The organism is Ruegeria sp. G2 (assembly GCF_056533505.1).
Genome location: NZ_JBQFON010000002.1, coordinates 286,090 through 309,890, shown reverse-complemented (window position 1 = coordinate 309,890; position 23,801 = coordinate 286,090). Strand labels below are relative to the sequence as shown.

At 52.1% G+C, this 23,801-nt stretch carries 25 protein-coding genes and 1 pseudogene; 16 read left to right on the top strand and 10 right to left on the bottom strand.

Going from position 1 to position 23,801, the window contains the following annotated elements:
- Positions 1–2 precede the first annotated feature (2 nt).
- Positions 3–1,064 carry an ABC transporter ATP-binding protein gene (locus ACR0DU_RS06185; protein WP_010438291.1) on the top strand — a complete coding sequence of 354 codons (1,062 nt, stop codon included), beginning with the start codon at positions 3–5 and terminating at the stop codon, positions 1,062–1,064.
- Positions 1,065–1,631 (top strand): histidine phosphatase family protein, encoded by a 567-nt coding sequence (locus ACR0DU_RS06180; RefSeq protein WP_480455943.1) that lies wholly within the window; start codon positions 1,065–1,067, stop codon positions 1,629–1,631.
- 4 nt (positions 1,632–1,635) lie between these two features.
- On the opposite strand, the gene ACR0DU_RS06175 is transcribed toward ACR0DU_RS06180, so the two are convergent.
- The 4 genes from ACR0DU_RS06175 to ACR0DU_RS06160 all read right to left on the bottom strand — a co-directional run bounded on the left by ACR0DU_RS06175 (position 1,636) and on the right by ACR0DU_RS06160 (position 6,861).
- Positions 1,636–2,427, bottom strand: coding sequence for an inositol monophosphatase family protein (locus ACR0DU_RS06175; RefSeq protein WP_480717114.1), 792 nt, complete (start codon positions 2,425–2,427; stop codon positions 1,636–1,638).
- 105 nt (positions 2,428–2,532) lie between these two features.
- Positions 2,533–3,732, bottom strand: coding sequence for a cytochrome P450 (locus ACR0DU_RS06170; protein ID WP_480873083.1), 1,200 nt, complete (start codon positions 3,730–3,732; stop codon positions 2,533–2,535).
- A gap of 191 nt (positions 3,733–3,923) precedes the next feature.
- Positions 3,924–4,637 carry a response regulator gene (locus ACR0DU_RS06165; protein WP_480873081.1) on the bottom strand — a complete coding sequence of 238 codons (714 nt, stop codon included), beginning with the start codon at positions 4,635–4,637 and terminating at the stop codon, positions 3,924–3,926.
- Positions 4,630–6,861 carry an ATP-binding protein gene (locus ACR0DU_RS06160; protein WP_480873080.1) on the bottom strand — a complete coding sequence of 744 codons (2,232 nt, stop codon included), beginning with the start codon at positions 6,859–6,861 and terminating at the stop codon, positions 4,630–4,632. The genes ACR0DU_RS06165 and ACR0DU_RS06160 overlap by 8 nt, the downstream gene beginning before the upstream one ends.
- 259 nt (positions 6,862–7,120) lie before the next feature.
- Between ACR0DU_RS06160 and ACR0DU_RS06155 the strand changes: the two genes are divergently transcribed.
- The 4 genes from ACR0DU_RS06155 (at position 7,121) to ACR0DU_RS06140 (ending at position 10,406) form a co-directional block, all read left to right on the top strand.
- A complete protein-coding gene (locus ACR0DU_RS06155) occupies positions 7,121–7,960 on the top strand; it encodes an alpha/beta fold hydrolase (RefSeq protein WP_480873078.1) in 840 nt (279 codons plus the stop codon).
- Positions 7,961–8,037: 77 nt separating this feature from the next.
- A complete protein-coding gene (locus tag ACR0DU_RS06150) occupies positions 8,038–8,868 on the top strand; it encodes a class I SAM-dependent methyltransferase (RefSeq protein ID WP_480873076.1) in 831 nt (276 codons plus the stop codon).
- 152 nt (positions 8,869–9,020) lie between these two features.
- Positions 9,021–9,380 (top strand): group I truncated hemoglobin, encoded by a 360-nt coding sequence (locus ACR0DU_RS06145; RefSeq protein WP_010438274.1) that lies wholly within the window; start codon positions 9,021–9,023, stop codon positions 9,378–9,380.
- Positions 9,381–9,383: 3 nt separating this feature from the next.
- On the top strand, positions 9,384–10,406 hold the full coding sequence (locus ACR0DU_RS06140; RefSeq protein ID WP_170774543.1) for an adenylate/guanylate cyclase domain-containing protein: 1,023 nt from the start codon (positions 9,384–9,386) through the stop codon (positions 10,404–10,406).
- Positions 10,407–10,986: 580 nt separating this feature from the next.
- Here ACR0DU_RS06140 and ACR0DU_RS06135 read toward each other — a convergent pair.
- Complete coding sequence (locus ACR0DU_RS06135) at positions 10,987–11,361, bottom strand: CAP domain-containing protein (protein WP_480873074.1); 375 nt, start codon at positions 11,359–11,361, stop codon at positions 10,987–10,989.
- A 71-nt stretch (positions 11,362–11,432) separates the two neighbouring features.
- Positions 11,433–11,864, bottom strand: a complete 432-nt coding sequence (locus ACR0DU_RS06130; RefSeq protein WP_480873073.1) for a hypothetical protein — start codon at positions 11,862–11,864, stop codon at positions 11,433–11,435.
- Between the two features lie 829 nt (positions 11,865–12,693).
- Between ACR0DU_RS06130 and ACR0DU_RS06125 the strand changes: the two genes are divergently transcribed.
- From ACR0DU_RS06125 to ACR0DU_RS06115, 3 genes are read left to right on the top strand one after another with little or no spacing between them, the layout of a single operon-like run.
- Positions 12,694–14,001 (top strand): hypothetical protein, encoded by a 1,308-nt coding sequence (locus ACR0DU_RS06125; RefSeq protein ID WP_319545631.1) that lies wholly within the window; start codon positions 12,694–12,696, stop codon positions 13,999–14,001.
- The gene (locus tag ACR0DU_RS06120) at positions 13,958–15,142 is read left to right on the top strand and encodes a cytochrome-c peroxidase (RefSeq protein WP_480873072.1); all 1,185 of its coding nucleotides are present in this window, start codon (positions 13,958–13,960) and stop codon (positions 15,140–15,142) included. Before ACR0DU_RS06125 ends, ACR0DU_RS06120 begins: the two co-directional genes overlap by 44 nt.
- A complete protein-coding gene (locus tag ACR0DU_RS06115) occupies positions 15,139–15,879 on the top strand; it encodes an MbnP family protein (RefSeq protein ID WP_480873070.1) in 741 nt (246 codons plus the stop codon). Before ACR0DU_RS06120 ends, ACR0DU_RS06115 begins: the two co-directional genes overlap by 4 nt.
- Positions 15,880–16,192: 313 nt before the next feature.
- Here ACR0DU_RS06115 and ACR0DU_RS06110 read toward each other — a convergent pair whose 3' ends face one another.
- The gene (locus ACR0DU_RS06110) at positions 16,193–16,354 is read right to left on the bottom strand and encodes a hypothetical protein (protein WP_010438253.1); all 162 of its coding nucleotides are present in this window, start codon (positions 16,352–16,354) and stop codon (positions 16,193–16,195) included.
- Positions 16,355–16,658: 304 nt separating this feature from the next.
- On the opposite strand from ACR0DU_RS06110, the gene ACR0DU_RS06105 reads away from it, so the two are divergent.
- Positions 16,659–16,799: a hypothetical protein gene (locus ACR0DU_RS06105; RefSeq protein ID WP_480873069.1), complete on the top strand. Its 141-nt coding sequence runs from the start codon at positions 16,659–16,661 to the stop codon at positions 16,797–16,799.
- Between the two features lie 928 nt (positions 16,800–17,727).
- On the opposite strand, the gene ACR0DU_RS06100 is transcribed toward ACR0DU_RS06105, so the two are convergent.
- On the bottom strand, positions 17,728–17,898 hold the full coding sequence (locus ACR0DU_RS06100) for a hypothetical protein (protein WP_480873067.1): 171 nt from the start codon (positions 17,896–17,898) through the stop codon (positions 17,728–17,730).
- Positions 17,899–18,142: 244 nt separating this feature from the next.
- On the opposite strand from ACR0DU_RS06100, the gene ACR0DU_RS06095 reads away from it, so the two are divergent.
- The 3 genes from ACR0DU_RS06095 (at position 18,143) to ACR0DU_RS06085 (ending at position 20,140) form a co-directional block, all read left to right on the top strand.
- A complete protein-coding gene (locus ACR0DU_RS06095) occupies positions 18,143–18,514 on the top strand; it encodes a hypothetical protein (RefSeq protein ID WP_480873065.1) in 372 nt (123 codons plus the stop codon).
- A 386-nt stretch (positions 18,515–18,900) separates the two neighbouring features.
- Entirely contained in the window at positions 18,901–19,338 is a 438-nt protein-coding gene (locus ACR0DU_RS06090; protein ID WP_480873063.1) for a hypothetical protein, read from the top strand.
- A gap of 331 nt (positions 19,339–19,669) precedes the next feature.
- Positions 19,670–20,140: a hypothetical protein gene (locus ACR0DU_RS06085; RefSeq protein WP_480873062.1), complete on the top strand. Its 471-nt coding sequence runs from the start codon at positions 19,670–19,672 to the stop codon at positions 20,138–20,140.
- Between the two features lie 280 nt (positions 20,141–20,420).
- Here ACR0DU_RS06085 and ACR0DU_RS06080 read toward each other — a convergent pair whose 3' ends face one another.
- Both ACR0DU_RS06080 and ACR0DU_RS06075 read right to left on the bottom strand, forming a co-directional pair.
- The gene (locus tag ACR0DU_RS06080; RefSeq protein WP_480873060.1) at positions 20,421–20,663 is read right to left on the bottom strand and encodes a glycine zipper 2TM domain-containing protein; all 243 of its coding nucleotides are present in this window, start codon (positions 20,661–20,663) and stop codon (positions 20,421–20,423) included.
- 243 nt (positions 20,664–20,906) lie between these two features.
- Positions 20,907–21,440 (bottom strand): hypothetical protein, encoded by a 534-nt coding sequence (locus ACR0DU_RS06075; RefSeq protein WP_480873059.1) that lies wholly within the window; start codon positions 21,438–21,440, stop codon positions 20,907–20,909.
- Between the two features lie 360 nt (positions 21,441–21,800).
- Here ACR0DU_RS06075 and ACR0DU_RS06070 point away from each other — a divergent pair, with 360 nt between their 5' ends.
- From ACR0DU_RS06070 to ACR0DU_RS06060, 3 genes and pseudogenes are all read left to right on the top strand, one after another.
- Complete coding sequence (locus ACR0DU_RS06070; RefSeq protein WP_480873057.1) at positions 21,801–22,049, top strand: hypothetical protein; 249 nt, start codon at positions 21,801–21,803, stop codon at positions 22,047–22,049.
- Between the two features lie 71 nt (positions 22,050–22,120).
- Positions 22,121–22,779, top strand: a pseudogene (locus ACR0DU_RS06065) (tyrosine-type recombinase/integrase).
- A gap of 189 nt (positions 22,780–22,968) precedes the next feature.
- Positions 22,969–23,796 carry a class I SAM-dependent methyltransferase gene (locus ACR0DU_RS06060; RefSeq protein ID WP_480873055.1) on the top strand — a complete coding sequence of 276 codons (828 nt, stop codon included), beginning with the start codon at positions 22,969–22,971 and terminating at the stop codon, positions 23,794–23,796.
- Positions 23,797–23,801 lie beyond the last annotated feature (5 nt).

Below are 23,801 nucleotides of genomic sequence, written 5' to 3'. Positions count from 1 at the left end.
ACATGAGCCTGCAGTCCAAAGCCGCGCCGGTTCGGTTCGAGTCCGTGACAAAGATGTTTGGCAAGGATGTCGTTGCCGTTGACAACATTAACCTGCATGTCGAAGCCGGAAAGCTGGTCACGCTGTTGGGCCCGTCGGGCTGCGGCAAGACAACGACGTTGAGGATGATCGCGGGGCTCGAAATGGCCACCTCAGGAAAGATCACCATCGGGGATCGCGATGTGACCAAACTGCCCGCGACGGACCGCGACGTATCCATGGTGTTCCAGTCCTACGCGCTGTTTCCTCATATGAGCGTGCTTGAGAACGTGATGTATGGCCTCACGTTCTCGGGATTTGCTAAAGACGAGGCCCGCAGCCGCGCTCTGGACGGTTTGGAGCTGGTTGGCCTGAAAGGTTTTGATGGCCGTTTGCCATCAGAGTTGTCTGGCGGACAGCAGCAGCGCGTCGCCGTTGCGCGGGCTTTGGTATTGGAGCCACAGGTGCTGCTATTTGACGAACCTCTGTCTAATCTCGACGCGAAACTGCGCCGCCAGGTGCGCGAGGATATCAGGGCCATCCAACAGGATCTTGGCCTGACGGTCGTCTATGTGACACATGATCAGGAAGAGGCCTTGGCGGTATCAGACGAAATTGTCGTGATGCGGAATGCCGCCATCGCGCAGATCGGTACGCCACGCCAGCTCTACGATGCACCCAATGATCGCTTCGTTGCGGATTTTATTGGCGAAGCCAACTTGCTGGCTTGTCAGATCATCTCTGTCGAAGGGGATATGGCCACGATAGAGATCGAGGGCTACCGCCACACGCTGTCATCTCGCGATATGCCTCAGGGGCCCGCAACTGTCGCCATCCGACCCTCGCGTCTGGTGATCGGCGCCGAGCAGGGCATCGCCGCCACCGTCGCCAAGGCAACCTATGTTGGAGTTCGCATGGAGTACACTCTGACCGGAGCGTTCGGTCAGGTCTTCGCGGTGCACGACGATGTGGATGCACCGCTTGAACCCGGTGCAGAAATTCGGATGGGTTTTGCCGAGAAAGGACCCGTGCTTTTGCCCGAATAAATGCCCAAGCTTCTGATCATCACGCATCCCGAGGTCGTAATCGACCCCAACATTCCTGTAACGGATTGGGGGCTTAGTAAAACAGGGCGTCACCGCGCTTCCGCGTTTGCGAATGCCGAGATCTTCTCGGAGGTCTCTCAAATCTGGACCAGCACCGAGCAAAAGGCCCGCGATACGGCTGTGATTCTAGCGACGCCCCGAGACCTGCCGGTAAATCTAAATGCTGACCTTGGCGAAAATGACCGCAGCACCACCGGTTTTCTGCCGCGCGATGCTTTTGAAGCCGCTGCTGATGCTTTCTTTGACCACCCGGCTACCAGTTTTCACGGTTGGGAAACGGCAATAGAGGCTCAACAACGCATTCATCGGGCAACGATTTCGATTGTTGAAAAACAAGATGGCAACGACCTTGCCATTGTTACGCACGGGGCTGTCGGTACTCTGCTATGGTGCATCTTATCGGGCCGTCCCATTGACCGGAGATACGATCAACCCGCGCAAGGCCACTATTGGCAGGCCGATCTAAAGACGCTTGAACCGTTGAGCGGGTGGTGCTCGCTCGACTAGTCGCTCAGGTCTTCCATGCACGCTCGGCTATCTCGCGCAAGGTGTCGAACACATCCGGTGTACCTGCAATCACCCGGCCGCCATTGCGGATCATGGCATCGGCATCCTGATCTTCGATCCTGCCGCCAGCTTCCGCGATCATCAACTGACCGGCCAGGCAGTCCCATGCGTTCATATGCTCTTCGACATAGCCCAGCAGCCGACCCGCAGCCACATAGGCCAATGACAGAGCGCCGCTGGCGTTTCGGTGAAACATCGCTCCATGTTCGATCAGATCTGCGATAATCGGAACAACTTGGCGGGCTTCGATGCGGTTCGAATATCCGACAGCTACGGTTCCTTCCTCCAGCGCGACGCCTGAAGCGACCCGCATCGGGGCGTTATTCAGCGTTGCGCCTCCACCCCGGACGGCGACATAGCTTTCGTCGACATTTGGATCACGGATGACCCCAATCTGGGTCTGCGCATTTGACACACCGGCCAGAACGATGGTCCAGGCTGGAATCCCGTTAACAAAATTTGTCGTCCCGTCGATTGGGTCGATCACCCAATCAAACCCGCTTGTCCCTTTGCTTGCACCATGCTCCTCACCAAAAACTCCATCTTCGGGCCAAGCATCCCTGATCTTGTCGCGAATAAAGGTTTCAACGTTCCGATCTGCCTCGCTCACCCAGTCCTGAGCGCCCTTTTGGTCGACCAGCAGCGCATCCCGATTTGCAAAATACTCGGCCGCGACTTTTCCCGCTTCCTGGCAAGTCATAACCGCAAATTCTTTTCGCTCAGAAAGTTGCAACATGGGTGCCCCTGCATTTGATGAGTAGAATGTGCACCTTGGCGGATGTGGTATCGGCTGACAACAACCTTGGGAGTATGTTTTTCAATTCTTTGAAATGCGCATTGATCAGCTCAGAGGAGCAAGTGTCGCATGTAGATCGGTCACATTTGTGAACATCGGTGAATGACTGAATTCTGCCTTATCCAACCGAATGCGCAGAAAGGTTTGGGTCATATATCGGACAACTTCTTCAACCTCGATTGTGATCGCGTAGCGCCCCAGGCAAGAGAATACACCACCCCCGAAATTCAGATGAACTGGCTGCCCAGCACGTTCGAGAGAAAATTTTTCAGGCTCCGGGTAATAGCGCTCATCCCAATGGGCAGCCCCGATATTTGCAAAGACCGGTGTGCCCTTGGCGATATGCACGCCATCGATTTCTGCGTCCTCCAGTGCTTCGCGAGAGGTTGAGATTGACCGTGGGTGGATACGCATAACTTCGTTCACGGCAATCGGAATTGCGTCAGGATCTTCGCGCAGCCTTTGCCAGATAGCGGGGCGTGAGGCCAGTTCGATAATGGTGCTTGCGATTTGATGAGAGGAGTTGTCGGTATTCGCCTCTGCCAGTTTGATAACCCAATTCCGAAGATCGTCATCCGTAAACTCACCATTGTTCGCTGCCCGGACCAAATCCGAAATCAGATTGTCAGAAGGGGCTTCGCGCGCGGCAGCAATCCGTGCCTCCGCATAATCAAGCAGGCTTTCAAACGCCTCGACAATTTCCGGCGTCTTTTCCGAATCTCGCGTATGAACTTGCTGAACTGTGTGTGACGTCTTGGCGATATAAGGCGCGTCGTCTTTGTCGGCGCCGACCCAATAACAATAAACCCGAGATGGCGTAGGATCACAAAGTGCCTCGATCAGGTCGACTCTGGTATGCGTCGGGATGTCAGAAATGATGTCAGCGACAACATCCTTAATGTCTTGCCGGAACGCCTCAGAGGCGTGCGGGCTCATCAGGCGCGCTATCGGCTGTCGTAATTTGCGCCGTTTATCACCGCGGTTGTAGAAGGATATGGACTCACGTTTGTAATTTAGCGCACGTCCTTCCGGCAGGCCCAACAGATGCATCAACTTTGGATGTCCTGTGCCAAATCTACGATCCAGGATCATGTTCCTGCAAAGGTCATAGTCCAGAATTTCCACGCCGCGTTTACTACGGGCGATGCGCCATTTCTGTGCGTGCTCAGCAAGGGTTTGAAACGGTCGCTTCTGATACGCTTCCGATGAAAAGTCTATCTCGGGTAGTTCGGAGATTGATAGCATATCGATTGCCCCAGAGTGGTCGACTTACCAGTGCGTGTCCTTTCTAAAACTGGCGTATCGCTACAATGGACCACAGAACGGCTCTTGGGCAAACTTCGTAACGATTACGGAAGGGTTCTGCACGCAGCCAATTCGTTTCTTTGGCGATTATCCCCGTTAAAGCTCGCAATCAACTCGTCAAAATCGTGCCTTCACTTTGGGTCATACAGATATCCGATGCCACGCACGGTTCTGATGATCTCGGGCTTTTCCGGGTTGGATTCAAGTTTTCGGCGAAGCCGGGAAATCCTGATGTCGATACTGCGATCAAATGGATCCCAGGATCGATCATGGGCCTGTTCAAGCAGCTGGTCGCGGTTCAGAACGCGTCCCTTGTTTTCGGCGAATACCTTGATCAGGTTGTATTCCATAGCGGTCAGCTGAACCTCGGAACCATCAGCGGCCAGAAGTTTGGCCGCGTCTTTATCCAATGTAAAATCGCCAAATGGTGCTCCGTTGATGTCAGGGGCTTCCTTGGTCGCCGTTTCATGTATTGCTTCGCGCCGGAGTATCGCCTTGATCCGGGCTTCGAGTTCCCGAAGGTCAACAGGTTTGCCCAGATAATCATCTGCCCCCATCTCCAATCCGACGATGCGATCGATAACGTCGCCTGCTGCAGTCAACATGATAACCGGTGTTGTGTTCTCGGGGCGCAAGGATCGAAGTATTGAAAGGCCATCTTCCTTTGGCATGTTGATATCCATGACAATGACGTCGACCCCGTTCGTAGACAGTATCTGCCTCAGCTCATCTCCGCCGGATGCTGCCGAAACCTCATATCCACGCTTGCCCAGATATTCCTGAAGCATTTCACGCACATCGACTTCGTCATCGCACACCAGGATATGCGTTCTGTTTTCATCCATCGGTTACTTCCTTCCCTTCGGCAAGCAAATTACCAACGAGGGTTCTGAGTTCCAAAGGCGAAACGGGTTTCTCGAGATGAGGCAAGCCGGATTCACCAAGCAATGCTTGCGAAGCCTGCCCCATCGTATCCCCGGTCACATAGGCCGTTCTGTTCAGCATGTGCGGAAATTCGGCAACCAGAGCCTGATAGATCTTTCGTCCATCAACACCTGGCATATTCAAGTCACTCAGGAATACGTCATAGTTTTCTGAGCGAAGATTGCGCAATGCTTCCTCACCGGATGAGACGAAATCGACGTCAAAACCTTCTCTTCTCAGAATCTCTGCGTGCAGCTCACCAACTTCAACTTCATCATCTACCACCAGCGCCTTCAAAGACAGTGAAGAAGAAATTGAATCTTTCGGCTCATCTTCCATAAACTCGTTCTGTGCCCCGATAGGCAGCAAGATCCGCATACAGGTGCCAGTACTGTCGCTCTGATCAAGCCGGATCTGACCGCCATGAGACAGTATGATCCTGTGGCAAAACGCGAGACCAATACCGGTGCCTTCCCCAACTTCCTTGGTGGTGAAGAACGGTTCAAAGATTCGGGCGCGAATGGCCTTGGGGATTCCCGGGCCATTGTCCTTTACCGTCAACTCGACCATGCCTGAATCAAACCTCGGCCGCGCTGAAAGCTCGATCAGGTCACCGCGCTCAGATGACCTCATGGCCTGTTCCGCATTAATGATCAGATTGATGATAACTTGGGTGATCTGATCGGCATCCGCGGCAACCGGTGGCAAATCAGCAGGAATTTTCTGCACAACGCGGATTCCATCTGAAGGCGTACCATACCCAACGACATCCGCCGCAGTCGCGATCAGCCCGGCAACATCGACATCCTCGATATTGCTGGGTTGCTGGCGCGCCATTGCCAGGAATGTTTTAACGATTTTCGCGCAGCGCTCGGCCGCATTGCTGATCTTCTCGATTCTGGCGGTCAGATCGGGGTCGGTAATTTCGTCCTTGAGCATGAGAGAATGCCCAACAACCACGGAAAGCGGATTGTTTAGCTCATGGGCCACGCCAGCAAGAAGTTCGCCAAGCGCTGACATCTTCTCATTCTGGAAAAGCATCTCGCGTTGCTTTGCGAGTTCTTCTTCAATCGCCAGTTCATCTGTCAGATCTCGTGTGTTCGAGACGATGACTTCTTCGCCATTGAATTCGATCAGGCGGGAAGAATCTGCAGCCCAAAACTTTCTTCCATTTGCATCAACAAACTCCATCCGCCGATCTTTGAGAGATCCCGCTTCGCGAAGGTCTTTCAGGTATCGCTGACGTTCTGTCGGATCAGCATAGTAAGATTTGGAACTGCGGGCAGGACCAAACAGAGCCTTTATTTCCGGCGTTGCAAACAGGACCTCACCTGTCTCTGCATGCGTCATGTTGATCGCGGCGGGATACGCTTCCATCACCTGCCTGATCAAAGCATCGGCTTCCTGCTGAACCGTAAGATCAATAATGCTGGTAACGATTACTTCTTCGCCTTTGTAATCGATCAGTTGCGAAGAAATTGAGGCCGGAAAAATCTTTCCATTGGCATTGCACAAATCGAGCTTGAAGTTTTCGACATGACCATCCGCCAACAGCAAGGTCACAAAATCCGCGCGCTCCTCAGGCTTGGCGTAATGCTCCCGCGCGAACTTGGAGGCGCCAAACATCTGAAGGGCGGCGGGTGTGCGATACAGGATCTGGCCATCGCCAATGCGCGCCATCGTCACGACTGCAGAACTGGCATCCAGGACCTTCCTGATCAGAAGGTCTCCGTCGCGTTCTTCAGCCTCGGCCTGCTTGCGATCTGTAATATCCTCGCGCGTAACAACAAAGCCGCCAAGATTGGTGGGATGGACCGACACCAGATAAGTTCGACCGTCCGTTTCGGCCAGTTCATAATCCTGAATGAACTCGATCCCGTTGGCCAATCGGTCCGAGACCCACTGTTCTTCATTGCCGATGGCGTCAGCATAAATCCCGCGCCGCGCTGTTTCGCGCATCAGGATTTCCCAGTCCAGTCCGGGCTTTAACAGGTCCGCGACACCCTTGTTCATCTCGGCATAGCGCTGGTTGAACATGAGCAGGCGACGGTCGTCATCATAAAGGGCGAACCCTTCCTTAAGAGACTCGATTGCATCGCGCAGAAGGTCCCTTGCCTTCTCGATTTCCTGAAAATCGTTCGCCATGTCCATCGTCATCCTATTTTTCTACGGTATCATTGTTTCAGCGCCATTTCAAAATCAGCATCTAATGTTTCAATTGTTTCAAACCGGTCGGGGTGGTGCAAATTCCGGCCGTAATTTCCCATGTCTCAGAGACAGATAGCGCGTTGTGTGACCTGCTTCACAGAGCAACAACTGAAACACTTTGCGCCTATTTCGGAAATTTCAATGAAACAATGAACCGTCAGTTATTGCTCATCTCAAACGCAAGTGAGTAAGTACGATGACGATTTCATTTAGGTCTACCGAAGCAAGCAATGCACCGATTGTCGCATTGCATTCCTCCGCATCCAGCAGCGCTCAGTGGAGCCAACTGGAAGCCGATCTTGACGGTCGCTTTGATGTTCATGCCTTTGATCTGCCCGGCTATGGTCGTGCACCATTGGCGAGCGATCACAGCCAAAAGGGGGCGGCAATTTCGGCGGTCTCCGTAATCAGAGAAATTGAAAAGCTGGGCAGCGCGGTTCATTTGGTCGGTCACTCGAACGGTGGCGGCATCGCAATCAAAATCGCCCTGATGCGCCCTGATCTGGTCAAAAGCCTGACTGTCTATGAACCGGCCGCATTTCATTTTCTGGCTCATGGGAACAACAAAGGACGTCGCTTGTTTCAACAGATCAAGCTTTTGTCTGGGTTGGTATCTGGCGCTGCTGCCGAAGGTGATCCGGCCGCAGGAATGCAGCATTTCCTTGATTTCTGGAACGGAGACGGTTTTTGGGACAACCTGCCCGACAAGGCCAAAAAGAAATTTGCGGGCCTGATTTCCTCAGTCATGACGGATTTTGCCAACGGGTTTGCCGAGAGCTGGACGTTAAAGGATCTGGCCAATCTCGAGATGCCAGCCCTGGTGATGACCGGTCTGGAATCCCCTGAGATCGCTCAGAATGTCGCCGTGGCCATCGCCAAGACGTTGCCCAATGCACGTATCGCATTGTTGCCCGAACTTGGACACATGGCGCCAATCTTCCAGCCGGAATGGGTCAATTCAAGAATCTTCGAGCATGTTGCCAATGCCGAGCGGCCGATCGCCGATTTCAGCTGGCCTGATCTCGAAGCTGCATAACTCAAACGCATTCAGAAGATGCGGCTATTTTGAAACCGCTGATCTAGGGTCAGCACAACACCCGGAGGACATCAATCATGGGTATTCAATCAACCATCGCACCCACAGCAGATTACACGGCAATCAAAGCCAAACAGAACGCAGCGTGGGGTGCCGGAGATTACAGCAAGGTCGGGGTCACGCTGCAGATAACCGGTGAAGAGCTTGCCGAAGCTATGGACATGCGCGCCGACTCAACGATCCTTGATGTGGCAGCGGGCAACGGCAACGCAACACTGGCCTTTGCCAGACGCTTTTGCGACGTAACCTCAACCGATTATGTCGAAAGCCTGCTGGAAGCCAGCGGCAAGCGTGCCCAAGCCGAGGGTCTGTTCGTAAACTACAAGGTCGCAGACGCCGAGAACCTGCCCTTTGATGATCAGTCATTCGACGCGGTAGTGTCCACATTCGGGGTAATGTTTACACCTAATCAAAAACAATCCGCTGCCGAACTTCAGCGGGTCGTTAAGGCGGGTGGAAAAATCGGCATGGCCAATTGGACCCCAGAAAGCTTTATCGGGCAACTGTTTAAAACGATTGGCAAGCATGTGCCGCCACCTGCGGGCGTGAACTCTCCGGCGATGTGGGGAAGCCGGGATTGGATCGATCAGAATTTCGGCACTCGGTGCGCGGTAAAATCGTTTCGGCGCAAGAACTTCATGTTCCGCTACCGGTCAGCCGAGCATTTCATGGAATATTTCCGCACGTTCTACGGCCCGATGCAAAAAGCATTCGAAGCGTTGGATGCCGAAGGTCAGGCATCATTGCGCAATAACATGATGGCGCTGATCAAAAGGTTCGACATCTCGACCAACGATTCACTGTGCATTTCTTCCGAGTATGCCGAGATTATCGTCGAACGCCGCTGACATAGATTTTAGAATCATGGCGCCCTTCGGCAGAGCCCCGAATGGCGTCAGAATGCAGCGACGGCGGCAGACTTGAATTGGACTGGGTAGAATTTGTAGTCTTTGACAATGGGAGCGCTTCCCTATTCGTACTATTTTGAAAGGGTTTTGGTATGGCTGAACGCACGCTCTATGAGAAGTACGGGGGATTCTCGCAGGTTAGCAAGATCGTCCTCTCCTTCTACGATACCCTTCTTGATAACGACGACATCGGGCCATTCTTCGACGAGGTCGATATGTCCCGGATGGTTGATCACCAGACTAAATTCATTGCTTCCCTGCTTGGCGGACCAGCGTCTTATACGGACAAACAGCTAAAACAGCTGCACTCACATCTCGATATCAACGACGCTCATTTTGATGAGCTTGAGGTGGTGCTGCGTGCGACCTTGATTGATCACGGTGTGGCCGACGAGGATGTCGAGGCAGTTGTCGCAGAGTTCGCCAAACGCCGCCCATTGATTGTCGGGTGACCCATGAAGATAGAAGCCATTAATGAACAGCTCCTGCGCGCAATCGGCGTAGGGGTCGCGCTACTGGATCGTAAATCATTGCGTTTCAATTTTCGCAATGACACGTTTGACGACTGGTTCAGCAACGAAGCAGAGCCAAATCAGTTGCAGGAGCTTTTTCCTGATCTGGATGCCGAGGCCATGCAGACTGCCCTTGAGGATAACGGGCGATACGCATCGGAGATCAAGTTCAAAAAGAAACGCAGGACGCTGATCATCGCACTCGATTTCACTTCCACCAAAGACGACGTCCTGGTTCTTGTCTGTCAGAACATCACGCGGATCAAGGAGTTGGAATCTATGATCGATTCCTATTCGATGATGGTCGAGCGCAACACAAGAGAGATCAAACGCGAAAAAGAGCAGGTGGAGAAACTGCTTCTCAACATCATGCCTCGTTCGGTCTATGAAGAATACAAAACCTTTGGTGTGGTGACGCCACAGCTGTACAACCCTGTCTCTGTTCTGATGCTGGATTTTGTGGGCTTCACGGAAATGGTCGCCTCACAGGACCCCAGCGTGACCGTCACAGAACTGAACGACATATACAGCGCGTTTGATCGTATAGGTGAGCAATTCGGTTGCGAGCGCATCAAAACGATCGGAGACGCGTATATCACTGTGGCGGGATTGCCTGATCCGACACCGGATCACGCCAAGGCAATCGCCAACACAGCCATCCGATTTGTGCGCTATCTGAACCGACGCAATCTGAGCCATCCGCATCAATGGCATTGCCGAGTTGGTCTGTCTTCGGGTTCGGTTGTGGGCTCGGTCGTCGGAATTCAGAAGTATGTTTACGACATATTTGGACCTGCCGTAAACCTCGCTTCACGGTTGCAGGAATTCTCCGAGCCGATGGAAATCAGTGTTCAGGGCGAAGTCGCACATGTCCTGAAGGACCAATTCGATCTCGAAAATATTGGGGTCAGAACGATCCGAGGATTTGGTGAACAGGAAGTCTGGCGACTTTCGGACAGCAGCTGAGTGCAGCACCCTTGCCATCTTGGCTAACGGTAGATCAACTGAGTTGCACCTTCACAAAGTAAGAAACGGTATTTCAACGCGCGTTTTGGTCACTCGAACTACATGAAGTTCATCATATCGCAGCGTTGCTTGGCAAGTACGATCAAATGGGAGAACGCATCGTTTACAGTCGGCGTGAGCTTTGAAGTTTGATCGCCACAAATCGCAATAAAAATCGTCACTCCTGTGCGATTTTTCCAACGGATTGGTTTGTCGCAATCAACGTCGATTTATTGATTCCAAAGAATGGTAGTGGCGGCGCAAAAGTCCCGCTTCGATGGTCCAGAGCTAGTCAATGTCGCAGAGCCTAGCAGTAAACATAAACACCGTCGCAACGGTTTTCTCTCATCATCTTAGCAGAACCGAAGGTACACGACACCTGGGTGGAGCCGGGATAGACGGAGGAGCAACTGGATGCCCATGTCGAAGAGGTTCGGCATGAAAATGGATTGTCGGATGATCCCAAAGTTATTGCGTTTCATTGGAAGTCATCAGAGGATTGAAGCTGGTGGCGTTTTGCGGCGTCGAGAATGGCGCAAATCTACCTGCAGGGTGCGGCTAAAACCATAACCCAAGTACGATCCGCCGCTTCATAAAGCGCGAACTCCTTGGCTTTGCGAGAAAGCAGGTTTGCTCGATGTCCCGGTGATTTCGACCATACTGCCATCACAGCGTCCAAACCGTTTTGTCCCTTGGCAATGTTTTCAGCCACGAAACACCAATTGTAGCCTGTTTTGCGCACCCGTTCGCCCACGTCTGACCCGTTAGAGCCGGTATGCGAAAAGAACCCCCTCTTCACCATGTCATCGGCATGCGACTTGGCGGCTTGCTCCAACTTTGGGTTATAACCTAGTGCTGGAACACCTTGACCGCCGCGAAACGCATTCAGCTCGTTTGTAGCCAATTTGTCGGCCATGAGAGCCGAGGGGAGCAGGAGTGCCATGGATAACAACAGGCGTAGCATCTTATGTTTGCCCGTAACTTTACTCAGTAATTTGAGTACCTGAAATTGACCACGGCATCGTTTTGAATTGCGCAGTGAGCTTTTATGTAGGAGCGGGCATCGGTACGATCGCTGGATCTCGCGACTTCCAAATCAATTAAATCAATCCCGTCTGCATTTGTCGTGTACGAGAGTGTGCGTTGGAAATCCACGGCGTAGTAGCCCTGATTAGTCATTGCGGCATGCGTTCGGTGCATACAAAGCCCGACTGCGTTTTCCTCTGGTGAAAGACTTGGGTGCTTCTGATAATGCGACCCATGATGGTGGTGATGCCGCGCAATGGATGCCCCTAAAACCCCGAGTGCGACACCTGCGATAACGTCTCCAGCATCACTGGCATTCGCGGTTGTTGGCTTTAGACCGGTCGTAGCGAACAAGGCAAAGGTGATCCCCATGCAGAGAGTTCTGTTAAACATTGGGCCGCTTCCTCGAAATTGGCATGGTATGCGTTGTCAGGTATCCGTACCTGTAAGGCTAAGCTAAATTGCACGTTTCGGACCAGCTTTTTTGACTAAATTCGTGTCGATGGCTGGTTTGCACAAACAGTTTTATCTTCGTTTCAAAAGGTACGGCGCGCCGAACGCGTACCCCCTCATAGAAATCGCCAATCTCCATCAAGGCACGCCGCTCCTGCTTGGTATCGGTACAGCGTGTTTGAATTGTGTCTGGGATAAGAAAATAAGGGGTCTACGGGAATCCCCCAATTTCGGACAAGGCACTAGCAGGGTAGATTGAATTCAACGGAACAATACTACCACTCCGTATACCCCCTCAAGAGAGAGGGGCTGGCTAAGACCCCCTCATCCAGCCCCTCACCACCTTCACTCTCAATCATTTGTGAGACGGTGGGTTCTTCCCCTACTCCCAATTTGGGAGGCCAGCGCAGTATACCACATGTGGCCCGCCATATTCAGCCCACTATAAATGGGGGGTTGGCAGGCCAACTGTCAGAAGCTGACGAGTTCTAAGTCATCACTCCGGTTTAGTCGGATGTTGGCTCTGAGCCCAAAGTGGTCATAGCCATTTCGTTACAAACACCTGTTGCGCAACTTCGGCATCAGGTTCCAATGGTTTTAAGGACTATTCAAAAAAATGGAAATTTGGGCGGCGGGAATCGCTGAGAACTCTGCCCTCAATTTTATGGCCAACACATGCTCGCGTCTCGCTCAAATACGATATTCTCGACGGGAACCGTCTGATCTGCAATGATGCTCGTACTGCTTATGTTTTGCAGAGGGGGGAATTATGTTTGATTTTTCGTTAAAATTCGCCGCCCTGACAGCAAGCAACACTGCGCTTATTGTTGGTGTGTTGACGGCGAGTTCTCAGGCTCAGGTCCGTGAAGAAAGTCGCGCAATGGTGTTGTTGCGCTCACTACCGACGCTCAGCGCAAGCCACAGCGTAGCTATAGTCGAGTTGGATCCAGAGTCCGAAGATTTTGGCAAAATTATCAGTGAAGTAGAGCAGCCGGAACTCGAGCATCCGCTTCACCATCTTTACTACAGCCCGAACGGACGGCTTTATTCCACTGGTCTAGATCCCAAATGTAGTCTTGCGGAGATCGGATTGGCGCGTGACTCAACCGGCGCGCCCGAAGTGACCGGCATTCAGTGCCTCGACACTGCCGGCCAGATGGTGGGCGAAGACATCATGTGGACCCGGTCAAACGGAACTGAGTACATGTTTGTCACTTTCATGGGCGGCCTTGGCCAAGCCGATGGCGGTACGGTTGGCGTGTTCGACGCGCAGACCAATGAGGTCATCAAGGTGATAGAGGCGCGGAAAAGTGAAGTTGGGGAAAACGCGCCTTACATCCTGTATCCACATGGCATCTCGGCCTTTGACGACAGGATGGTTGTAACTTCCACTGTTCACCCAGATCTCGCCACCGGTGTTGGCAATACGGTAACGATCATCGACCTCAACGCGCTCGAACCGGTCCAGACGATTGAGGTGCAAGGTGAGATGCCAGTCGGCTTCCCGTCTTCGCCCGTCGAAGTGTTGTTTGCCCGACCGTCGATCCACGAAGACATCGAACCGGCAGTGCTTGTAAATACCATGTTCGGCTTTGAAACATGGTCAATTCCGTATGACGCCGAAGCTAAAACTTTCGGGCCAGCTGAAGTGGTCTACAGCGGTGTCCAAAACGGAACTGCGGTGCCACTCGAATTCTACGGCAACGACACTGAGTTGTTTATCAGTCACGCGCTTCCGGGCGTGGTGAAACGATATGATCTTTCAAAGCTGCCCAAGCTGGTTTCGTCAGGACCAGACATCGTCGCCGATGCAGGTGCGCACCACATGATCTTTTTCACCACAAAGTCAGGACGTGAGGTGATCGCCATCCAGAACAATCTTCTCAATCTTGGCGACGCGAAAGCAAACGACCCGACAGATGTGGACTTTATCGCCGGACTCAACGCACACACGATAACCGTCCACGACCTTGCCACCGGCGAACGGCTAGCCACGGTGAATTTCCGTGAGCGCTACAAAAAAGGTGTCGACAATGTCGAAGGGCTTTTTGGCGCAGGGTTCGTTCACCACCACTGAAAAGCGCCGAAACATCAAAATGGAACTCGGGATCGCCGGGCTTTGCCTGGCGATCTTTATTGCATTACTGTCTGCGTTTTGGATCTCACGATCTCCTCCTGTGCCCACAGCCATCGCAGATTTCAAAGCACCATTTGTGTTTGGCCGTTTTTCGATCCCGGAAGATAACCCTCTGACAGAAGAAGCTTTTCAGCTTGGCAGGCGGTTGTTTTATGATCCCATGTTATCCGGCGACAACAGCATGTCTTGTGCAACATGCCATCAACAGGAGCGCGCCTTTACGGATGGCCAACCAGTCGCCTTGGGGCATGGCGGAAAGGAGCTTGCCTTCAACAGCATGAGCCTTGCCAATCTTCTTTGGGGACCGCGCCGGTTTTTCTGGGACGGTCGAAGTCCGACGCTGGAACACCAAGCACTGCAGCCATTGATAAATCAGGATGAAATGCAGCAACCGCTGGACGAACTTGTCCGCGAGCTAAAAAGCGCGCCTGAATATCCCGAGATGTTCTGGAAAGCCTACGGCGAGGTGTCGGAAGAGAACGTCGCCCGCGCGCTGGCAACCTTTATGCGAATGTTGATTTCCGCGAATTCCAAATACGATCGATATTTGCGTGGCGAACTGCGTCTTTCACCGCAAGAAGAGCACGGGCGCAAACTGTTCATGGCGCATCCAGACGTTAAGGTCTCTTTGCGTGGCGGAAACTGCATCGACTGTCACAGTCAGTTCGTGACAGCTGGATTTTCGGATGGCTGGGATGGCTTTATCAACAACGGCCTTGATGCCGAACAGAACCTGGGCCGCGGACTTGAGGCGGTGACCGGTGACATCTTGGACCGGGGAAAGTTCAAGACGCCGACACTTCGAAACATAGCGGTTACAGGGCCTTACATGCACGATGGCCGGTTCGCGACCCTTAGCGAAGTGCTCACGCATTACAATTCCGGCATTCGGTTTAGCGATACACTTAGCCCTTTGATCCTTGAAGCGGATAATACCGCCGTAGATCCCATTGCTGCACACGGCCTCGGCCTCGCGCCCAAAGAAGTCGATGCAATTATCGCGTTTCTCCACACTTTGACGGATGAGGCATTTCTGACGGAGCCAAAGTTTTCAAGCCCATTTGAGGAAGAGACACAATGAAACGCCTAAACAGACTCAGCATCGTCGCCGTTTCCACTTTGGTCCTAGCAGCCATAATAGTTTTTGCCTTTGATTTTCGAACGAAACCCAGGCCGCTGAAACTGATTTTTGTAGCCGAAGCAAATGGCGAGCCGATTGAATTCGACACCTTCGCTTACACCAATCCCGGCGGAACAGAGATGTTCCGCCTTCGTGATTTCCGTGTCTACATCTCCAACATCAAACTGGCTGACGGTGACAAGGTACATGTCGTAGAAAACAGCTACCATTTGTTGAGGTTTGACCGCAGCACGCCGCAATTCAATGTGGTACTACCGAAAGTGCCTTTGCGACAGATATCAAGGATCTCGATGTCCATTGGGATTGATGAAGCCGCAAACGGGTCTATCGAAGTACGTGGCGACCTTGATCCCAATAACCGCATGGCTTGGAACTGGAACATCGGCTACAAATTTGTTCTGGTCGAGGGGGCTATCCAAATGGACGGGGCTGTAATGCCATTGGTCTACCATGTCGGCTTTAACGAAAATCGCCGGGATCTCGACTTTGTGGCGTCAACTTCCGTTGAACGGGATGAAAACAGACCGCTGACATTTTCCGTGGACGTCATGAAACTCTTTTCCGGAGAGGAGGTCATCGACATGACCGAGCTACAAACCGTAAAGATGGACAGGTCCGACGCGGCACTCTTGGCAACGAATTACGCCCAGATGATTAATCCCATCTGGGGTGATTAATGGTGAACTTTGAGGAAAACTCACCAACAGGCGTCCGTCGAGTGGCTAGGTGACTCATTTATTCAGAAGTAGCGGGTCCATCCTGTAAAACGACATGCCCTATGATGTCTGCTTTGTCCGCACAACTGCCGTTAGTCTCGTCGCCAACCCTTTAAAAGCTCCCCAACCCGGTATCGTTCAACTTCGCGGTGTGCCATTGCGGTACGATAATAGGTCACCAAATCCTCCCATGACGACACAACATCCCGCCTCATTATCTGTGCCTGCGCATTCTATGACCGAAGGCTTCAACAACGCGCAGATGATAGAAAACCTAGTCGTTAGCACCATCTACCTTGAGAATTCGGTGCTTTGAGGCTGCAATGACCCCATTCAGGTCACCAAACTCGGCCAGAAGATGCTTTGCTAATGGCTTTACGTCGATCCTTGGGATTGCGTTGAACAACAGCAACTCCAGTAGTTCATACTCCGGCATCGGCTCATGAATGCCGTCAACCTCGGTGCTAAGGACGCAAAGCCCCACGTATCAGTAGATTATGCCCGCGGCGCAGATAAAGCCGCTGTAGCCCACCCCGACGAAGTCGCGCAGGGCTATGCCAGCGGCAAGATCGACGCCCTACAGAACTGCAGAGACACACCCGGCGCGGTTGCGGCCCACGACGCCAGCAAGACGCTCTGGGGCCTGAGGGAGCAAATACGTTTGCAACCAGATTGCTAACGAACGCACCTTTGCAGACACACAAAGGGCGCTTACAGGAAATTCCACGACTGCGCGCCAGTTGATTGAGCAGGGCATAGTTGGCGGCGCTGGTGGTGATGCAGGATTTGCCCCTACAGGTGACCTGACCGGGGCCGGTGGTGGCGTAGCTGCTGCGCTGATTGCTCGGAAAGGCGGCTCTGCGGCATATGTCGGCATGTAAAGAGACCAAGGTTGGCCCTGTCATTGCCGAAATGCTGATGCGGGCGGGTGTGCCTGCCAATCTTCAAGGAGCGGTTCAAAAGGCCCCCGACAAGGTAAAACAGATGATTATCCGCGCCCTGATGACGAACATAACTGGGCCTCAATAAACGCGGAATAAAGGATATAGGCTCCGTATAGCGAGGGGCCCATTACACCGCCCAAAGAGGCGAGACCAAGAGCGCCTCAGCCAAGCGGAGAAAGCTGTCTATCGGTATCTGTTGCCACACCCCATAACGCCCAGCAAATAGAGGTAAATAGCAACCCAGACGCAGCAATCACGCAATAGAGCTCTAGGATAGTCAGGTCTGCAACAGTCATGCCCCACAACATGGACACCAGCACCCGGCCTGTAAAATCCGTAGGGGGGGAGTTAAGCCGGATTATCCAATGATATCAGCGCCTATTCACGCTTAAAGTGCACACAAATGACTGACCGAGAAAACGCCACAATCTGGATAAGCGTCAACTCTTCTTCCACTCCTAACAAGGTTGGATACCGCATCCTGTTCAATATATTAGCTACACAGCATCGGGGCATCTGCTCAGATAGCTGTAATCAGGGCGTTTGCCGCTCCTAAAAAACCCGCTACTGCCGCTGCACTCGCCAATAGTATGCAGACGACTTCAATCGCACTTAGTTTCATGTTTTGCCCCCAAGCAACTCTCACATTGGACTTAGGGCAACCGTCGATGACCGAAAAGAACGTCATGATTTACGTGGCGGAAGCCTGCCTTGTTCAAGGCGTCAATCCGCTCAACTATCTATGCATATTACTTATGGTTGAGGGCATGAACGGTACTTGAAGCTTGACCTGTTGCACCACTGCACCGCTTCTATCGCTTGAGCCCTTTCTCTCGCCCACACGCCACCATTTCGCGTCTGAGCGTCACAATCTCTGCAACACTGGTTCTGTGGTGTTCAGCCGCTCGTATTGCTCTACCGCTGACAAGTACTCCGCAAGCTGCTTGCCTTCCTCGGTATCTGGTTCCGATCCCCATAGATACTCAATCTCTCGCAAGGCGGCGCGGTATTCAGTCGGGGTGCGCACAGTGGTCATGGAAACACCTCAAAGCTTTAATCAATACGACGTGCATACCTGAAAGTGCGTGATTCTGATAGGCGGCTGTTTTGGCCTCGATACGGTTCCGCTCAATGTTGTAAGACCCGTCGGACTGGATAGCATACAATTGCGCTACAAAGGATTAACGCACATTAAGCAAAATTAACTTTGGCTTTTTCAAACCATAACGCGACTTCATCTATAACACTTCCCGAGTTCTTAAAGTTCATGGAGTGCGGCAATGTTTGACTTTAGTGACGTCACATTTGACATGGAAAATTCATATGTGCTTGAAGCAAGATCACAGAATTATGCGATTAACACCAATGATTTGAGTTCGAACTTGGATGCCAATGATTTGGATCTCGAATTTGAAGAATGGGCAGACTCGTCGGATCATACACCAAATGCGGAATGGACATCTGATTTTCTCAACGAGTACCAAGACCCGCAAGATTTGCGCGACATGCAAGAACTGATGGAGAGTGGCGCGCTTAGCCCTACGACTGAAGAACTGAACCAACATAATCAAATATTGCGAGTGCTAATGACGACTTACGGGAACACCATAGTTGACTTGTCGCGAGCGACTGCATTTAGCCTTACTCGTTAGTGCACTGGCCCTGCACCGATTGCGTCCGGTGTGGGGCTTTCAATTGGGTGTCATCTAATCTGGAAGCACCCCGCTCTGGACCGCTTCAAAGAAATTGAGGAAAGGCCTGCCTTCTGGCGGTTATTCGCAATCGGGTTGATACGCTCAACCTGTGGGTGCAAGAATAATTCCAGTATAAGCGGAGGCGGTTCTTGGGTCAGATTGGAAAGGGCGAGGTGTGGCTCGCGCTCTTGTTTCTTGCGATTTTTTCGTTTGCTTTGCGTCACTACGTGCAACCGGTTTGGGTGCAGGACGCCGACGCAAAAGTGGCTAACGCACTTGAGTTGAGCTAAGCGGGATCGAGGTTCGACCAATTCGAGGTCTCTGTGGAGCAATGCGAAATCAGAATGTACCGCAAAGATACCAAAGCATGTGAAAACGGTTCAACACTACAGGAATTCAGCACATACATAGACCTTCGCCATCACGAAGCGGAAATTGGCGACATCAGCAAATCCGATGGCGATACGTGGTCAATTTTTGTGAACTGGAAGCCGGTTGGCGAGTGGGAAACTCAGACGGAAGAAATTAAGAAAGACGCTGAAGCACACCTTCAGGCTGCCAGGACGAAGTATGGGCGCGGACAGGCGGCTGCGATTGCGGCCAGCGAAAACCTTTCTCAGTCGTACGACACCAGTGACTTTCATTCACTAGGGACGACTGAGTATTGTCCCGCCGGACTGAGTGTAGGGCCGTTCACAAGCGCCTATAAGCTTGTTGGGCGTGACGCTAAGGAGCTAAAGCAATCAATCCAAGCGCTGATGATTGAATGTCGAGCACGCTAATTCCTGGCCGGACAGAACCGTTCAAACGGCACCGTTTAGCAGGTTTAGCGGTTTTTGCAGGGGTTGGCGTCGAAACAGGGTTTTCTGCGCAATACGCGCGCCTAGTCTGTTATCGGTTGACGGTGTCAATTGCAGAATCGAGGGTGAGGCGCATTGCAGGCCCCTGTGGCAATGCTATCTACGCACCAGAAAGCGACCGAATTTATTTAGGAAAAATCAATTGAGTGCTCATAGATGGAAATCGATAGCTACTGTATTCCTGACGTTTTCGGCCTCAACCGCACAGTCATCAGATAGTTGCAGCACGTGGGTGGGAAGCGCGAATAGAGACATGGTGGTCGAGATTTTCGAGACGTTCTTTCTCAATGAGGTTCGCAATCTTGGTGAAGATCACCAAAAAACAATTGAAAGCCACTTACGGGAGAATTCTCAGCTAATTAATGAACCGATATTCAGGGCACTCTGGGCTTATGTTTATGCTCTCAAAGGTGATTATCTGAGTGTTGTTGCACAAGCTGAAGCAGCCGAGCGCTTGGCTCTTAGAAGGCAGGACTGCTATTTATTGGAAATCATTGACATGTCACAAGCGCTGAGAATTGCGTCCATCAGAGCGCATGGAATTTCCGAACAGCGTGACGAAGTGCTCTTTGACGGGTTCACTACGGTGTTGCCAGATTCCAGAGGGAACAGATTGGTCGATCGCGCAGTTGTTGTTTGCGAAGCACTGGCGGCAATCATTTATACGGAAACCGGGCGTCAGCTTGACGTAGGCGAAGACTGCCAAATCAAGAGCGTTACCTAGTTACAGTGAAAGCCCTCTTTGGCGTTTATGTTGCTTAGCACAGGAAGTTTGTTTTTCCTTCTCAAGGGTATCGTTAAGCTCGGTCAAATCGAGGTAAGAAAAGGGGCGCACCCACCACAAGCGCGCCCCACCAAATGAATTACCAAATCCTAGCGTTCTCAAATACACCAACGCTTACTCGTTAATGCAGGCAGTGTGTCCGATTCTGAGTGGGCGGTCAGTGATGCGGGTTACACAGGTTAGATATTAAGTGGAGCTCAGAGTCTTCGACCAAAGTTTGTTAGTTGCAGGCTGATTGCCCTGCATACATACCAACGCCTGCACCCGCTGCGGTCGCCAGAGCCTTGCCTGTTCCGCCACCGAACCGGTTTCCAACCACTCCCCCAAGGGCAGCACCACCCAAGATACCTGCAGCGCAGCGTGCGTCATGCTGTACCTGTGCCTGAGTGGGCGTCGTCGGTGCTCCACATGCAGCCACGAGCAGTGAAATGCCAAGTGCACAGGTTAACAGTACTTTGTTCATCTCGATTGCCTCTCAAATTACCGAATTAGTTGTCTGAGTAGGTGGCTCTTGGTCGTCTATAGTACAAGGTATCAGCGTCTGTGCGTTATGAGCTTAACTAAATCTTAATAAAGGGAACTCTGGGTCCAGCCCCTCGCCCGTAACCCAATCTCCTTGAGTTTTCTAAGTCTCAGTTCGCCAGTCTCCCGAAGCGCAGGCCGCCGTTACCCACCAATGGCTCATTCTTGCATTACGGGTTTGGCGTCAGTAGCAACTCGCTACAATTTCGCGAGCGACTTGAGTGTCTTCTCCAAATGAAGTGTATAATTCCAGATATGGGCTGATGACCCTATTGTCCGAAACGTAAACTCGGAAATCGGGCAAGTTGGGATGTTCATTTATTGAGCCTTGCAGAGCCTCAACTTGCGTCTGAGAAACAGCGTTTGCCGGGTCGGCTTCGAGCCATTGAGACATATCGTCGTCGCGCCAATCGAGCACCCAAAAGTCATTGGGTGAAGCTAAGCGGCTTGGATCATATTCCCAAAGCCAGGCTATTCGGGAAAGCCGCATTGTGAAGTTTATTTTCGTAGCTTTTGCCACTAGTTGGGCAAGCTCACCAAACTCGGGACGCTCGGTGGATACCAATTTGGCAAAGTCGTCCTGAAACTTGAACTTAAGCTCCAGCTCGTCTCTCAGCGCTGGCTCTATGCAAGTCCAATCAGGTGAAGCCACCGTTGCGCTTGGCAGCAAAAAGGCACAAAGTACTGCAGTTCGGGTGAGGGCGCTTGATAGCTTCATTCCGAACCTTTCTTTGAAAGCACTACCCCGACTCCATCGGCCGTGTCTCCTTCGTCAAGGAACTGGATGCCTAGGGCTTCAAGAGACTTTCGAATCGTCTCTGCATTTGAATGCTGTAGACCTCCTTTTTCCGTCTCGAAGCGATTGATAGTGGTGAAGGAAACCCCTGCCATTTCAGCTAGTTCGCGAGTTCCTAACCTTAGCGCACTACGCGCCATTCTAAGCTGCTCGGGAGTCAATATTGTAACCTCGTATGCATTATTAAGTACAAAGTATTGTTTTATCTAAACAATGTACATATTTTTAATACAGGGTATGCAAAATTGTAAACCAATTTTCCGCTACTAGGTAGAAACAGCAATGACTGAACAACGCGCCAGCGCGAACCGGGAAAGTGTTTCTGGGCCAATCTTCGACGTTCCTACATCGCCCGACACCTACGACAAAGCACTCAAGATATTGGCTAGGATGGGTGTTGCTGACTCCGACGCCACAATGAACATCGACCTTTCAATGAGGGGATACGGCGAACTTCTCGAAGTGATTGGGCAACTTGCCTCCGAAATCCTTGACATGCAACCCGGCTTTGAACCGCCTGAGAAAACCTGAGAACTTTACTGTGCCGAAGACACGCGAGGGGCAATTAGACTGCAACTGTCGGAATGGTGTCGATGTTTGGGATGGAAGGGAATGGACGGAGATCTAAGAAGTCCAAATCTCTACTTCCCATTGTCACAACGCGTCGTCGCCCTGGAACAAAGGCAGACTAGTTGGACAAAAGCGGCCATTGCAGCCAAATCGAGTCTGGGCCATTCGCGCTCGGCTCGAACTTGCAAACAAGCTGAGAGACCTAGCATTGTTCAATCTTGCCATCGATAGCAAGTTGCACGGGTGCGATCTCGTCTGCCTGAGAGTTAACGATCTCGCCGTCGGCAATTCTGTTCACGATCGGGTATCCGTTGTTCAAAGCAAAACTGCGAAGCCAGTGCAATTTGAAGTGACGGAGAATACACGTGAAGTCGGTTCACAATGGGTCTCTTCGGCGGACATGCGTGGACAACAGTATCTGCTTCCAAGTCGTTTGCGTGTTTGGCCACATCTTTCGACCCGGCAATACGCTAGGCTTGTCCGGGATTGGGTGTTATCGATTGGTCTCGATCCGTCCAGCTACGGCACGCATTCGCTTAGGCGGACCAAAGCTGCTTTGATATGCAGAAAGACTGGAAACTTACGTGCCGTTCAACTTCTGCTCGGTCACAGCAAGGTGGACAGTACAATCCGTTATCTCTGCGTCGAGCTTGAAGACGCCCTGAGTATTGCCGAACGTATCGATCTTTAACACTTTTGGCGGGTGGGATCGTCCGCTCGCCACTCCCAAGCAGACATTCGAATTTTCCGGTTCATCTTCCGCTCGGAGCCCACTGCGGACGCTGTGGCGAGGCTGTCGGGAGGCTGTCATCTGGTGCGAAGAGGGCTCTATTGGCTTCAGAAAATTGTTGATGCTACGCTGACTTGATTTGGGGGATGCATGACCAACCTTGATGATTTTGAAAAGATGGAGCGCGAAGGCTGGGCCAATCCAGCTATCGCTAAAGGTTACGCAGATGGGTTCAACCGAGCTACGCTCCTTGTTGCGGAGAGGCTTTCGGACGCGGTGTCGGCTGGACCAAAGCTAACAGTTCTTGATCTATGCACTGGGCATGGTGTTGTCGCTGCAGAGCTTTCGGCAAGAGGCGCTTCTGTAACTGGGCTCGACTTTTCTGCGGCCATGATATCCCTTGCTCAGACTGCTGTGCCAGGCGCTTCCTTCATTCGAGGGGATGCGATGTCGATGGACTTTGCCGATAACAGCTTTGACGCTGTCACTATTGGTTTTGGTGTACCGCACTTCCCCGATCCTGAACGCGGCTTGGCGGAAGCGGCAAGGGTATTGAGACCAGAAGGGCGTATCGCGTTTTCAATCTGGAAAGGGAAAGGATCAGATGGTGCATTCGGTTGGTTGTTCGATGCGGTTGGACGACTGGGCGACCCCTCTGTAACACTACCTTTTGGACCAGATGCTCATATGCTTGCCAACCGTTCTTCTGCTGAACCTATGGTCACCAATGCGGGATTTGCAGAGGTTCAATTGTTCGATGTGCCGTCTGAATTGTATGTACAGCAACCTGAAGATTTGTTTGATGCATTTGACCAAGGTGCCGTTCGCGCGGCATCACTGTTGGGATCGCAGCCAGCTATGAAGCGAGGTTCAATTCGCTCTGATTTGGCAGAACGTACTCGCACTCTAGGCACCATGCACAATGGCGGTTTTCTTGTTCCGGCCCCGTCTGTCATCATTTCAGCCGTTCGCCGCTGATTTTT

Coding starts and splice junctions, on each gene's coding strand:
- ACR0DU_RS06185 (WP_010438291.1), top strand. CDS start 3: ATGAGCCTGCAGTCCAAAGCCGCGCCGGTTCGGTTCGAGTCCGTGACA.
- ACR0DU_RS06180 (WP_480455943.1), top strand. CDS start 1,065: ATGCCCAAGCTTCTGATCATCACGCATCCCGAGGTCGTAATCGACCCC.
- ACR0DU_RS06175 (WP_480717114.1), bottom strand. CDS start 2,427: ATGTTGCAACTTTCTGAGCGAAAAGAATTTGCGGTTATGACTTGCCAG.
- ACR0DU_RS06170 (WP_480873083.1), bottom strand. CDS start 3,732: ATGCTATCAATCTCCGAACTACCCGAGATAGACTTTTCATCGGAAGCG.
- ACR0DU_RS06165 (WP_480873081.1), bottom strand. CDS start 4,637: ATGGATGAAAACAGAACGCATATCCTGGTGTGCGATGACGAAGTCGAT.
- ACR0DU_RS06160 (WP_480873080.1), bottom strand. CDS start 6,861: ATGGCGAACGATTTTCAGGAAATCGAGAAGGCAAGGGACCTTCTGCGC.
- ACR0DU_RS06155 (WP_480873078.1), top strand. CDS start 7,121: ATGACGATTTCATTTAGGTCTACCGAAGCAAGCAATGCACCGATTGTC.
- ACR0DU_RS06150 (WP_480873076.1), top strand. CDS start 8,038: ATGGGTATTCAATCAACCATCGCACCCACAGCAGATTACACGGCAATC.
- ACR0DU_RS06145 (WP_010438274.1), top strand. CDS start 9,021: ATGGCTGAACGCACGCTCTATGAGAAGTACGGGGGATTCTCGCAGGTT.
- ACR0DU_RS06140 (WP_170774543.1), top strand. CDS start 9,384: ATGAAGATAGAAGCCATTAATGAACAGCTCCTGCGCGCAATCGGCGTA.
- ACR0DU_RS06135 (WP_480873074.1), bottom strand. CDS start 11,361: ATGGCCGACAAATTGGCTACAAACGAGCTGAATGCGTTTCGCGGCGGT.
- ACR0DU_RS06130 (WP_480873073.1), bottom strand. CDS start 11,864: ATGTTTAACAGAACTCTCTGCATGGGGATCACCTTTGCCTTGTTCGCT.
- ACR0DU_RS06125 (WP_319545631.1), top strand. CDS start 12,694: ATGTTTGATTTTTCGTTAAAATTCGCCGCCCTGACAGCAAGCAACACT.
- ACR0DU_RS06120 (WP_480873072.1), top strand. CDS start 13,958: ATGTCGAAGGGCTTTTTGGCGCAGGGTTCGTTCACCACCACTGAAAAG.
- ACR0DU_RS06115 (WP_480873070.1), top strand. CDS start 15,139: ATGAAACGCCTAAACAGACTCAGCATCGTCGCCGTTTCCACTTTGGTC.
- ACR0DU_RS06110 (WP_010438253.1), bottom strand. CDS start 16,354: ATGCCGGAGTATGAACTACTGGAGTTGCTGTTGTTCAACGCAATCCCA.
- ACR0DU_RS06100 (WP_480873067.1), bottom strand. CDS start 17,898: ATGACCACTGTGCGCACCCCGACTGAATACCGCGCCGCCTTGCGAGAG.
- ACR0DU_RS06095 (WP_480873065.1), top strand. CDS start 18,143: ATGTTTGACTTTAGTGACGTCACATTTGACATGGAAAATTCATATGTG.
- ACR0DU_RS06090 (WP_480873063.1), top strand. CDS start 18,901: ATGTACCGCAAAGATACCAAAGCATGTGAAAACGGTTCAACACTACAG.
- ACR0DU_RS06085 (WP_480873062.1), top strand. CDS start 19,670: ATGGTGGTCGAGATTTTCGAGACGTTCTTTCTCAATGAGGTTCGCAAT.
- ACR0DU_RS06080 (WP_480873060.1), bottom strand. CDS start 20,663: ATGAACAAAGTACTGTTAACCTGTGCACTTGGCATTTCACTGCTCGTG.
- ACR0DU_RS06075 (WP_480873059.1), bottom strand. CDS start 21,440: ATGAAGCTATCAAGCGCCCTCACCCGAACTGCAGTACTTTGTGCCTTT.
- ACR0DU_RS06070 (WP_480873057.1), top strand. CDS start 21,801: ATGACTGAACAACGCGCCAGCGCGAACCGGGAAAGTGTTTCTGGGCCA.
- ACR0DU_RS06060 (WP_480873055.1), top strand. CDS start 22,969: ATGACCAACCTTGATGATTTTGAAAAGATGGAGCGCGAAGGCTGGGCC.